The 13,539-nt window shown below is 37.5% G+C and carries 7 protein-coding genes and 1 pseudogene; 4 read left to right on the forward strand and 4 right to left on the reverse strand.

What is annotated here, in order from left to right; translation table 11 throughout:
* Positions 1 to 32 precede the first annotated feature (32 nt).
* Together pgmB and AN490_RS14830 are read right to left on the reverse strand one after the other, a co-directional pair.
* Positions 33 to 2,915, reverse strand: coding sequence for a beta-phosphoglucomutase (gene pgmB / locus AN490_RS14825; protein ID WP_300004727.1), 2,883 nt, complete (start codon positions 2,913 to 2,915; stop codon positions 33 to 35).
* Between the two features lie 125 nt (positions 2,916 to 3,040).
* Positions 3,041 to 5,431 (reverse strand): sucrose synthase, encoded by a 2,391-nt coding sequence (locus AN490_RS14830; protein ID WP_300004730.1) that lies wholly within the window; start codon positions 5,429 to 5,431, stop codon positions 3,041 to 3,043.
* Between the two features lie 1,163 nt (positions 5,432 to 6,594).
* Here AN490_RS14830 and AN490_RS14835 point away from each other — a divergent pair.
* From AN490_RS14835 to AN490_RS14845, 3 genes are all read left to right on the forward strand, one after another.
* On the forward strand, positions 6,595 to 6,831 hold the full coding sequence (locus AN490_RS14835; RefSeq protein ID WP_213719146.1) for a HetP family heterocyst commitment protein: 237 nt from the start codon (positions 6,595 to 6,597) through the stop codon (positions 6,829 to 6,831).
* Positions 6,832 to 7,120: 289 nt separating this feature from the next.
* Positions 7,121 to 10,723: a pyruvate:ferredoxin (flavodoxin) oxidoreductase gene (gene nifJ / locus AN490_RS14840; protein WP_300004736.1), complete on the forward strand. Its 3,603-nt coding sequence runs from the start codon at positions 7,121 to 7,123 to the stop codon at positions 10,721 to 10,723.
* Between the two features lie 112 nt (positions 10,724 to 10,835).
* Entirely contained in the window at positions 10,836 to 11,855 is a 1,020-nt protein-coding gene (locus AN490_RS14845; protein WP_300004751.1) for a dihydroorotate dehydrogenase-like protein, read from the forward strand.
* Between the two features lie 14 nt (positions 11,856 to 11,869).
* Here AN490_RS14845 and AN490_RS14850 read toward each other — a convergent pair whose 3' ends face one another.
* Positions 11,870 to 12,001, reverse strand: a complete 132-nt coding sequence (locus tag AN490_RS14850) for a hypothetical protein (RefSeq protein WP_300004739.1) — start codon at positions 11,999 to 12,001, stop codon at positions 11,870 to 11,872.
* 17 nt (positions 12,002 to 12,018) lie between these two features.
* Between AN490_RS14850 and AN490_RS14855 the strand changes: the two genes are divergently transcribed.
* A complete protein-coding gene (locus tag AN490_RS14855; RefSeq protein WP_300004742.1) occupies positions 12,019 to 13,080 on the forward strand; it encodes an ATP-dependent 6-phosphofructokinase in 1,062 nt (353 codons plus the stop codon).
* A gap of 128 nt (positions 13,081 to 13,208) precedes the next feature.
* Here the strand turns inward: AN490_RS14855 and AN490_RS14860 are convergent.
* Positions 13,209 to 13,539 (reverse strand): annotated as a pseudogene (locus tag AN490_RS14860) (hypothetical protein); the annotation flags it as partial.

The following is a 13,539-nucleotide window of genomic DNA, read 5'->3' on the forward strand; positions in this document are numbered from 1 at the left end:
GCTCACTCTCTGAGACTTTGCGCCTCTGCGTGTTAGCGAAGCGGGGCGAAGCCTGATAAATTCTTAATCAGTTCCTCCAATTTTACTCCTGCCAAACTAGGCAAAACGACATCAGCAGCCCCCACCCTCTCCTGGGGTCCCAAGCCTACAGCCCACATATTTGCTGCTTTGGCAGCGATAATACCTACTGCGGCATCTTCAAATACTACACATTCATTTGGGCGAATTCCTAACTGGTTGGCAGCATTAAGAAATAAGTCTGGTGCTGGTTTGGCGGCTTGGACAGTATCACCATCAGCGATCGCATCTAATTTACCACCAATCCCCAATTTTTCAATCACTAGCCGGGCATTTTTACTAGCAGAACCAATGGCGATTTTGATTCCAGCTTGACGCAATTCATCCAATAAGGCCACTGCCCCTGGTAATAAATCTGTGGGTGTAATATTGTGAATTAGTTCCACATAATAATCATTTTTTCGAGACATCATTTCCTGAATTTGCACTTCTGAATATTCTCTATTGCCAATAATCAATATCAGAGAAGCGCGACGAGATACACCCCGCAAGGCTTCATTCATTTCTCGATTAAAAGGTAAACCTTCTTCATTTGCTAACTTTTGCCAAGCTTGATAATGATATTCTGCGGTATTAGTCAATACGCCATCTAAGTCAAAAATCACGCCCTGAATGTTAGGCTTTCTCGTTTTTGGTAATTCCTGACGCAAATCGAATTCGTGCCATTTACCATGCCACTGTAACTTAAATTTCAGTCTTGTCCAAGTTGGGGGTAAGTGAGGATGGGCTACGGGGACATTTTCCCGAAATTGGATACCGCCAAAACCGAATATTACAGCTTGCCAAATGCCTCCAGCACTAGCACCATGGATCCCATCTTGGGTATTTCCGCGTTTATCTTCTAAATCTACCATTGCCGCCTGCATAAAGTATTCGTAAGCCTCCTGTGATTTGCCCAAATCTGCGGCTAAAATAGCGTGAATAGCCGGACCCAAGGAAGAACCATAACTAATATCTGTGCGGGGGGCGTAATAGTCCCAATTTACCTGTAATGTTTGCTGATTATAGGGAAAATCGGCAGATTCCCGCATCAAATATAGAAGCATTAATACATCTGGTTGTTTAATGACTTGTCCTTTGTTGGTTTCTTCCATGCCCAAAATAATTTGGATTGATTTTTCTCGCGGTTCGTATTTGGCTAAGTTAATATCATCTAGTTGGAAAAACCCCTCACATTGCTCAATTAGTCCGGTTTCTGGGTTGTGGATAATGAGCATTTTAGCGATAATTTCTGTCCAATGATTGAGGACTTGGGAGGTAATTTGTAATTTATGTTCAAGTTTTATGGCTACTTCTGGAAAGGTGGAATGCAGCCAGTTATAGATGATTAAGGCTTTTTCTAAATGCCATTGTACCATCCGATTTGTAAAGCAGTTGTTATGAACTAATTCATGATATTCATCTGCACCAATAACTCCGCGAATTTCATAACATTCTAATTGGGGATTAAATTCAACTCGACTACTCCAAAAAATTGCGGTATCTAAAATAATTTCTGCACCATAATCTCGCATCCATTCATCATCTTCTGTAACTTGCCAATAATACCAAATGGCGTAAGTAATATCCGCACTAATATGAATTTCTCGATCACGACACCATATACGAATATCTTCGGCATAAAAATCACTCCGTAGTGACCAGCGTGGTGTCGCTTCATCCCCTGTCACCGCACTTTCCCAGGCAAACATCGCCCCCTGATAGCCATAATGTGCGGCTTTGCGTCGCGCCCCTGGTAAGGTGTGATAACGGTAACTGAGCAAATTCCGGGCTAAATTTGGTTGGGTAAAGGTAAAAAATGGCAGAATAAAAATTTCCGTATCCCAAAAGATATGTCCGTGATAACCAAAGCCAGATAGGGTTTTCGCAGGGATACTTATGTGATTATTATTTCTAAGTGCAGCAATTAGTAACTGAAACAGATTGTAACGCACTGCAAAAGCTGCTGTGATATCTCCTTCAATGATAATATCACTTTGTTGCCAAACTTGCTCCCAGGCTTGGGCATGGGCATCAATTAAGGTTATATAATTTGGTATATTTACGAGCTTTTCTTTAGCGGCTACAACTGGTTCTGCAATTTCGTTAGATGTAAAAATACTGACAATCTTTACTATGGTGATTGTCTGTTGGATTTGACCGGCAACGGTTGCATTTAAGCTGGGATAACCAGGTGTGGTATTAATTTGTAAGTCTATGTCAGTTCCCGAAATAGTTATTTTTGCCGCTATACCGACATCTATGCGGCTGTTGCGAGTGCGACTATGTAACCAGAATCCTTGTGTGATTTTACCTTGATCTAATCCTTCCCAATGGTTGAATCCTTGATTTTCCGAGTAGCTGTTAATACTGGCTTGAATTTCAATTAAACCATCAAAATTTACTGGTGTTAGTTGGCAACGTTGCCCGACTATATGCTGATCTGCTAAACTGGCAAAGCGTTCAAAATGGATATCTATTGCTTTACCATTGGGACTACACCAACGTAAACACCGGCTGAGAATGCCATGATGTAAGTCTAGTTTCCGGTTATATTTTAATATTGTACCTTGATCAAGGCGAAAGCGTTCTCCCTCAATAATAACTGTCAATGGTAGCCAATCTGGACAGTTTACGAGTTCGGTATAAACTACAGGAACATCATCATAAACACCGTTAATAAATGTTGCTGATAATGCGCGGGGATAGCCTTCTTCAAATGTTCCTCTTGTCCCTAAATACCCATTACCAATGGTGAAAATAGTTTCTCGGCTATGCAAATATTCAGGATTAAACTTGGTTTCATTTAATATCCAGTCTGTATAGCTAAGATTACGAAAATGGTCTTTTTTATCCATGATAATAGATTAGGTATAAAGAATTTAAATTTATGTTTCGCGCAAAGATACAAAGGAGCAAAGACGCAAAGTTTAAGATGAAGCAGGTTTTAATTATGATTTCTGATTTTGCTTAGATGTTCTGATCAAATATGGTCAGCGATAGGTTTATAAAGGAGATGAAATAAACTTTCCATGTAACGATCTCTGGCTTCGTTATCTTCGGGATAGATGAAGTTCCAAAAGCTAAACATTTTCGTTAATAACAGGAGTTGATTTGTGTGGGAATTCCAGTTATATTTATGGCGAATGCGTTCAATCATCCATTGAGAATTTTCTAGCCAATGTTCTGCATAATTTTCACATTTTTCTAAGAAGTTGATAATTGTTTTGGCTGTTCCTGCTAAGTCTGTGGGGTTGAGGTTAAATCCTTGATCATGGTTTTCAATAATTTCTAATGAACCACCAAATTGAGTTGTAAAAGTTGGTAATCCAGAAATCATTGCTTCTAAAATACTTCTGCTAAAGGATTCATAAAGGGCAAAGTGAATATAAATCCCTTGAAAATCGGCAATTACACGATAGGTTTCAGCAATATCGCGGAGAGGAAGACGCATTCCCAACCAGCGGATTTTATGGTGAAGATGATATTGATCAATAATCGCATGAATTTTTGCTATTTCTTGAATTTCTTCGGAGTTTGTTCCTAAGTCTGGATGAAGTTTACTGGTTAATAAAATTAGGTTACTATGTTTTTGTAATTCTTCACTTTTACCGAAACATTCAACTAAACCTGTGAGGTTTTTAATTGAGGTAATGGGACTAACGGAAAAGATCGGTTTTTTATGAGGATGATCTAATTTACCGAGAATTTCTGGGTGTTCTTGATGGAAAATTAGGTCTTGGATATGTTGACGACGGTGGGATTCTCTATTTGTTGTTTGGTTGTAGGGAAAAAATATATTTTCACTGACTCCTGGTAATACCACATTGAATTTAGGGCTAAATAAATCAATGCCATCAATTACATGATATAAGTTGGGCATGGTGAAACATTTATAAGATTCATATTGTCCCATTGTATCTGGTGTACCTACAATTTCTTGATAGGATGATGTGATAATAAAATCTGCGGCATTCATACTGATTAAATCAGCGGTAAATTGGGCAGAAAAGTGATATTGTGCTTCTAAATCTTGCCAATATAAGTTACTAAATAGATATTTAGGTTTTTCGAGGGAATGGGCAATATTACATTGGGTAACTTTCATTTTTCGGGAGAGAATAAAAGCAACTAAGTTCCCGTCACTGTAGTTACCAATAATTAGATTGGGCTTTCCTTGGAATTGTTTTAAAAGTTCTGCTTCGGCATCAAGAGCAAATTTTTCTAAATAAGGCCAAATTTCAAATTTAGAAATCCAGTTGTTGGTAATTTCCGGTTGAGATTCTGCAAAAGGAACGCGCAAAATCCAAGCATTTTCTGTACCATCAACTTTTTCTAATGGTAAGTTACAAAATGTGCCTTCACAATTGGGAATCAGTCGAGTTAATATAATGATATGGGGTTTAATTCCTAATGTATCTAAACCTGCAAGTTTAATTTCTGCCCGCATTTTATTTTCTAAACTGCGGGCTTGTTCTAAAACATAAATAACTTGTCCTAATGTTTCATCTCTGCCTAAAACATCTTCTTGTGCAACCCAACCATGGATAGAAATAAGGACGACGCGGAAAACTGCACAAATGCGAGAAACAAAGGTTTCTAAAATTGCAGGTTCGGGATTATCCATGAGTCTTTCCAGCAGTTCTAAGGTTTCTCTGACTCTGGCTGCATTATTACCCCAACCTGGTTCTAAACCGAGTTCTTGAAGATGAAATTTAAATTTTATATATGGTGTCTGGGGGGATAAATGACTCACAAATTCTAACGCTAGTTTGATTTGCTTTGTTAGTTGCAAACCTGAATGAATATGATTACTAATTAATAATTTGATGCCGTTATATTCTAATCTTTTTAATGATTCAAATAATGCGTCAATCCAATATTCAGGATCTGTCAATGCTTGATTACAAAAATAATGATTAAGAACGGTTAAACCTTGGCCAATATTTCTGGAATCATCAATTCTTGGTGCTGCTGAATAAAAGGGATGGAGATCAATTTCTAAAATGTGCGGTTGATAACGCTTTACTAAGCGATCGCTCACATCTAATAATGCTTTCGGTGTCATTAACTCAAACTTAGTCAAGTCTGCGCTTAATAACCATACTTCTTGACTCGCAATCTTTGGTCTAACTACAAACCAAGTATTTTCACCATCTAAAATTATTTCATGGGTGTATTGAATGAATGTCCCTAAAGAGGAAGAGTGATAAAAATAAGCGGGTTTTGGGAATTGGTGACAATAATCTGCAAAAGCTTGTAAAATCTCATTTCTTAAAAAGTAACGTTTATGATCCTTGCCTAATTCTAAGATAAAGTCACCTAAAACATTTTTTTCATCACTGTTAACGATAGTTTGCACTAATTTATACATTGTACATTACCAAACTCTAGCTAAAGTTAGGATTATTGAGATACTATTTCAGGTTAATAGTAAATAAGTTACTCAATTATTTACTTCTAGCTAAAGGATGAACCCTTACCTCCTCTTATAGATAGAGAAGTATCTATTAGTTAGATGACAGGGAATAGATAAAATTTTAGCAATCACTAATTTCAACTCAATAACTACCAATTTGGCTTTGTTGCTATTAATTACCATTTTGTAAACTTTACTTGTGCCACTTTTATAAGAGTCTATTGCAGTAAAAATTAAATATTACAATAAATATTACAATGAATATTACTCAATTCGTCAAAACCTGAATACTTATATCCTCAACAACTTTAAGACGTTGAGTATTTCGTGATGAAGTGTAACTAATTTAGCCAGAAAATTAAAAATAGCCAAAAATAAATTTATATCTTTATGCCATTTACAGTTTTGTAAATCTCCCTTGTGACAGTGTTTAAACAGTCATTTAATCCGCAAGTTAGAACTGACATTTTCTGTACTATTTAGAGAAACAAATTGCCAATTCGGCGTACCAGATAGGGAAAACATAGTATTCTGCATATAATAGTGTGACAAGGAGTATTTACAAAACTGAAGCCAGGAAAGATTTCAATGTTGTATGACTATTTAAATAGTGTCATAATCCAAATATCTGTATTTCCTATTTTTTACCAAACAATCAAGGTAGACAGGAAATGCTAGGAATTTGCCTATATTTTTTACTAACACAAGGGTAATGTGGTTGGTAATTTTCCAGTCTTTACAATCATTTCAGAACTTAATCTATTTAGATCACCAATTGCCAATGATACACCCCTAATTAAATGGATACCACTGCTCACTAAACCTCACAGAAAATTCATAAAGTTCTCTGATAACCACAAATAATGTTGATATTTAATCGGTAAGTTATCGCTATACTCGAACTTAGATATCGAATTTATTTACCAAGAGAATTAAATCCTTTACATATCACGGGCAGATAATCCTGTCACCTCAAATATCCCATTGATTTTTTTCTATAATTCAGAATTTAGGAGATCAGTAATCAGGAGTTAAAAGGCTTGACTAAAAAGATTTTCTGTTCTGAATTCTGACAACTTATTAACTTTCAATCCTACAAGATTAGATCAGGGTTAGTCATGAACTATCAAGCTTCTTCTTCTCAGAACGATTTTCATAGTGCCATCGCTCCCGAACAGTTCAATCGTATCATTGAAGCTATTGCTGATGGACGGTATTCTTGGGCTTGTGTGCTGATTTTACGTTGTATTGATTACAATCCAATTCACTATATTCCCCAGCGGACTTACAGCCGATTAATTAAAGAAAACCGTCAAAATCCTGGAACAGCTAGTAAACCAAAAACAGATATTTAAGTCTTTTGTGAATAGTCTTAACTACAGAGATTTATCTCAATTACTACGCCAAAAGTTAGAGGAACTTAGCAGAAAATTATTCCTTAAAACCAATAATTCGGGATTTTGTTCTCATCTAGCCCCCATGCTAAATTTAGTACGGGGGGATTTTCTATGAACTATCCTATAATTATGATTTTAGTAGATGGAAATTTCTGCTGATTTTTCAGTTGAATGTAAAAATTAGGGAATTTGGGGCTAGGAAAACACCAATTACCCGAAATTTAGTAGTTCTTCAAGATAAAGGAAGATGAAGATGAGAACCTTTGCAACTATAGACGGTAATGAAGCTGTGGCTAAAGTCGTTTACCAACTAAACGAAGTTATTGCCATTTACCCAATTACCCCATCTTCACCGATGGCGGAATGGTCTGATACTTGGATGAGTGAGGGAAAACCGAACATCTGGGGAACAGTTCCTGCGGTGGTACAGTTGCAGAGTGAAGGGGGGGTTGCGGGTGCTGTACATGGGGCTTTACAAACGGGTTCACTGACAACCACATTTACAGCATCTCAGGGGTTAATGTTGATGCTACCAAATATGTACAAAATTGCCGGTGAACTTACACCTACAGTATTTCATATTGCGGCGCGATCGCTTGCAGCCCAAGCCCTTTCCATTTTCGGAGATCATAGTGATGTCATGGCCTCAAGAACTACAGGTTTTGCCATGTTATGCGCTGCTTCTGTGCAAGAAGCCCATGATTTTGCCCTAATTTCCACAAAAGCAACTTTATCATCTCGCATACCTTACTTACACTTTTTTGATGGTTTTCGCACTTCCCACGAAGTCAATAAAGTAGAAATCTTAACAACTCAAGACTTACAAAAATTTATTCCTTTAGACTTAGTAATTGCCCATCGTTTACGGGCTTTAACACCTGATAACCCGGTATTACGAGGAACGGCGCAAAACCCTGATGTTTATTTTCAAGCTAGAGAAACAGTAAACTCTTTTTATCTCGCTTGTCCAGATATTACTCAACAAGTAATGGATGAATTTGCTGCAATGACGGGGAGACAATATCAACTATTTGATTATCATGGACATTTAGAAGCAGAAAAAATAATTATTCTCATGGGTTCTGGTTGCGAAACAGTTCATGAAACCGTAGATTATCTCAATCAACAAGGTGAAAAAGTGGGAATTATCAAAGTTAGATTATATCGTCCCTTTGATACCCAAAGATTTATTAATTCTCTCCCCCAAACTACCTGCAAAATTGCCGTTTTAGATAGAACGAAAGAACCAGGGGCAATTGGTGAACCTTTATATATAGATGTAGTTACAGCTTTGGCAGAAAACCAACTTCACAAAATTAAAGTTGTGGGAGGTAGATATGGTTTATCATCTAAAGAATTTACACCAGCAATGGTAAAAGCGGTATTTGATAATTTAGATGTGGAGAAACCAAAAAATCATTTTACTGTGGGGATTAATGATGATGTTACTCATACCAGTTTAACATATAATCCCGAATTTAATATAGAAGCCGACAATATAGTTAGGGCAATTTTCTACGGTTTGGGTGCAGATGGTACAGTAGGGGCAAATAAAAATTCCATCAAAATCATTGGAGAAGAAACAGATAATTTTGCCCAAGGTTATTTTGTTTATGATTCTAAAAAATCTGGTTCAGTCACAGTCTCTCATTTGCGTTTTGGTTCGCAACCAATTCATTCTACATATTTAATCACTAAAGCTAATTTTGTCGCTTGTCATCAATGGGACTTTGTAGAAAAATTTCCCATATTGAAAGATATTATTCCTGGTGGCACTTTTTTACTAAATTCACATTATCACAAAGATGAAATTTGGAATAAATTACCTGCTGCAATGCAAACAGAGATAATTAACAAAAATATCAAATTCTATGTCATTAATGCCTACAAAGTCGCCCGTGAAGCCGGAATGGGTGGACATATTAACACAATCATGCAGGTTTGTTTCTTTGCCATTTCCGGTGTTTTACCAAGAGAAAAAGCTATAGATCAAATTAAAAAATCTATTCGTAAAGCCTACGGTAAAAAAGGCGAAGAAATCGTGCAAATGAATATCCAAGCAGTTGATAAAACCTTGGAAAATCTCTATGAAATTAGGGAACTGGGAACGGGGAACAGGGAACAGGAAAATATAAGAATGTCCTCAATCCCCGATACTGCACCTGCATTTGTCCGCAATGTATTAGTGAAAATGATAGTCCGTGAAGGTGATGATTTACCTGTGAGTGCATTACCTGTAGATGGTACATATCCCACAGGAACATCTAAATGGGAAAAACGCAATATTGCTGAAGAAATTCCGGTTTGGGATGCTGACGTTTGTATTCAATGTGGTAAATGTGTGATGGTGTGTCCTCATAGTGTCATTCGCGCTAAAGTATATGCACCAGAAGAATTAGAAAATGCCCCAACAACTTTTAAAAGTGCAAATGCCAAAGAACATGATTGGCATGATTTAAAGTTTACCATTCAAGTAGCAGCAGAAGATTGTACAGGTTGCGGTATTTGTGTTGATGTTTGTCCCGCAAAAAATAAAGCCGAACCGCGCAAAAAAGCCATTAATATGGCAGCACAAAAACCATTGCGAGAACAAGAACGAGAAAATTGGGATTTCTTCTTAAATCTCCCTAACCCAGATAGACGGAATTTGCAGTTAAATCATATTAATCAACAACAAATGCAAGAACCGTTGTTTGAGTTTTCTGGTGCTTGTGCTGGATGTGGAGAAACACCTTATATTAAATTAGTAACACAATTATTTGGCGATCGCATGATCGTCGCCAACGCCACCGGTTGTTCATCTATCTATGGTGGTAACTTACCCACCACACCTTGGGCAAAAAACGCCGCAGGTAGGGGGCCAGCATGGTCTAACAGTCTATTTGAAGATAACGCCGAATTTGGCTTAGGTTTCCGCGTTTCCATAGATAAACAAGCGGAATTTGCAGCTTATTTACTCCAACAACTTGCACCCCAAATAGGTGAAACTCTCGTTACAGATATTCTCACCGCAGAACAAAAAGACGAATCGGATATTTACTCTCAACGTGAACGAATTGCTATTCTCAAAGGAAAATTAAAAGAAATTATCACCGCAGATGAACACAGATTAACGCAGATAAAAGAGGATTCTATCAGCGTCAATCAGCGTTTATCCGCGTTCAAAAATCTTCAATCCCTCGTTGATTATTTAGTGAAAAAAAGTGTTTGGATCATTGGTGGTGACGGTTGGGCGTATGATATTGGTTATGGTGGATTAGATCATGTAATTGCTAGTGGACGCAACGTTAATATTCTCGTATTAGACACAGAAGTTTATTCTAATACTGGCGGTCAAATGTCCAAATCTACCCCTAAAGGTGCAGTGGCAAAATTCGCCGCAGGTGGTAAACCTACAACTAAGAAAGATTTGGGTTTAATTGCCATGACCTACGGTAATGTTTATGTTGCTAGTGTAGCAATGGGCGCAAAAGATGAACAAACCCTGAAAACTTTCTTAGAAGCCGAAGCTTACGACGGTCCATCATTAATTATTGCCTACAGTCATTGTATTGCTCACGGTATCAACATGAGTACAGCCATGCAAAACCAAAAGGCTGCTGTAGACTCTGGACGCTGGTTATTATATCGCTATCACCCCGACAGATTACAACAGGGAGAAAACCCTTTACAACTTGATTCCCGTACCCCTCACATACCAATAGAAAATTCCATGTACATGGAAAACCGTTTTAAAATGTTGACGAAAATTAACCCAGAAACGGCGAAAGAACTCCTCAAAGAATCCCAAGCAGATGTTAATACCCGTTGGCAAATGTATCAATATTTAGCTGATAGAAAATTAAAATAGCTTTGAGTCAGTTGTTAGTTGTCAGTTGTTAGTAGGGGCGAAGCATTTGGAAGATAAATTATCGGTCATTGCCAAAAATAGTTCTCCAAATGCTTCGCCCATCACCAAATTTATGAACTTAACTACCACATATTTAGGTTTAGAATTAAAATCTCCCTTAGTTCCCTCCGCTTCTCCACTTTCGGAAGACATTGATAATATTAAATTAATGGAAGATGCCGGTGCAAGTGCTGTTGTTATGCACTCGCTATTTGAAGAACAATTAACTTTAGAAGAATCCGCACTTTATCATCATTTAAGCTATGGTACAGAAAGTTTTGCAGAAGCTTTAACCTATTTCCCAAATATTGCTAAATTCCGAGTCGGACCAGAAGAATATTTAGACCATATTCGCAAGGCTAAGGAAAAAGTTGATATTCCCATTATTGCCAGTTTGAATGGTTGTTCCGTCGGTGGTTGGACTAAATATGGTAAACTCATGCAAGAAGCAGGAGCATCAGCACTAGAATTAAATATTTACTATGTTCCCACAAATCCAGATTTAAGTAGTCAAGATATCGAGCAGAATTATCTTGATATTCTCACATTTGTTAAAGCCGCTGTCACTATTCCTGTAGCCGTAAAACTCAGTCCGTACTTTACTAATACTGCAAATATTGCTAAACGTTTAGATCGTGCTGGGGCTGATGGTTTAGTATTATTTAATCGCTTTTATCAACCAGATATTAATTTAGAAAATTTAGAAGTCGAACCTCATGTCCTTTTAAGTACCCCCCAAGCCATGCGTTTACCTCTGCGCTGGATAGCCATTCTCTATGGTCATATTCAGGGGAGTTTAGCTGCAACTAGCGGTATTCACAATGCCCATGATGTGATCAAAATGTTGATGGTGGGAGCAAATATAACTATGTTGTGTTCTGTATTATTACGAGAAGGTATTAACCATATTCACTGTTTAGAAAAAGACCTACGGGAGTGGATGAAAATACATGAATATGAATCTGTCAAGCAAATTCAAGGTAGTATGAGCCAGTTAAATTGTCCTAATCCTAGCACCTTTGAACGCGCTCAATATATGAAGGCTTTGCAAACCTATAATCCAGATTCGGGTAGAGTTTATACAAAAAGTTAGGTAATAGGTAACAACTAACAACTAAGAACTGACAACTGTACGGGCGAAGCATTTGGAGAACTATTTTTGGCAATGACCGATAATTTATCTTCCAAATGCTTCGCCCCTACTGACAACTCTTCCAAATGCTTCGCCCCTACTAACAACTAACAACTGACAAACAATGAAAAAACGTATCGGTATTCTTACCAGTGGTGGTGATTGTCCGGGTCTAAATTGTGTGATTCGCGCTGTTGTGAGTCATGCCACACGGACTTTTGATTGGGAAGTAGTGGGGATTCCTTACGCTACCCAAGGGTTGCTAGAACGGAAAACTGTGCCGTTAAGTATACATGGTTGGGATTTACGCGGGATTGACCCTTTACTAAATATGGGGGGAACAATTTTAGGTAGTATTAATAAAGGAGATACTTTAGCCCATGCTGATGAAATATTAGCCGGTTATAAAGCGATCGCTCTAAATGCTTTAATTATTGTGGGTGGAGATGGTAGTTTAAATATTATTCATCAATTAGCCGTTTTAGGTAATTGGAATTTAATTGCTATTCCCAAAACTATTGATCATGATGTCGCTTTTACAGAACGTTCAATTGGGTTTGATACGGCAATTAATACAATTGTTGATGCTATTAATCGTCTGATCTTTACTGCTGCTAGTCATGACCGAGTGATGATTATCGAAGTTATGGGACGCAGCGCCGGACATTTAGCTTTACACTCAGGAATTGCCGGCGGTGCTGATGTGATTTTAATTCCTGAAGTCCCCTATACTATTCAAGGAATATGTCATCATCTGACCGAATTACGCGATTGTTGGCAAAAAAAATTTGCTATTATTGTGGTTGCTGAAGGGATATCTGTTTGTGCAGAAGATGCCGATAATCCTTCTATTTGTACTACTGCTAAATGTGGTCAAGGTCAATATATTGCCGAAAAAATTGCTAATTGTAGTAATCACCTGATTGATACCAGAGTTTCTGTATTAGGACATATTCAGCGTGGTGGTATCCCCTCAGCTTTAGACCGTCTCACAGCTACTATGTTTGGTAAAGTTGCAGTTGATTTAATTGCCCAAAATCAATATGATCAAATGTTAGCTTGGCAAAATGGCAAAGTTGTCACTTTCCCCATTCAAGATGTGATAGATAATAATCCCTCTCTTGTTAATCCTCAAGGTGGTTTAGTCCAAACCGCTAGGTCTTTAGGAATATATATTGGTGAATAAAGTAAGAGGCAATAGGTAATAGGTAATACCTACTCCCCCTGCCTCCTGCCCCCCTTACGTATTACTCGGCTTCAGCGAGCGCTTCTAAATGAAAAGCTACATTTTTAAGTGCCATTTCAATTTCGTTACTATAAGAAAGACTTCTCCATCTTGGGGCTGTGGCATGATCCAAGGCAGTTGTATCCAAGTATTCTGCAAAAACTATCAGTTTTTCGGGGTCTGTCGCGGCTGTTGCCAACTTTTCTAAAAACTCTTGAGGTGTCATAAAATTTGCCAAAAAAAAGTAAAAGTCTCATCAATCGGTCAATTCTATGAGCATAAGTGCTGTAATCCCCAAAAATCTGTTCAAAATATTCAAAAATGAATAATTGACAACTAACAACTGACAACTGTACGGGCGAAGCATTTGGAGAACTATTTTTGGCAATGACCGATAATTTATCTTCCAAATGCTTCGCC

This window comes from Anabaena sp. AL09, assembly GCF_001672255.1.
Lineage (GTDB): Bacteria > Cyanobacteriota > Cyanobacteriia > Cyanobacteriales > Nostocaceae > Dolichospermum > Dolichospermum lemmermannii.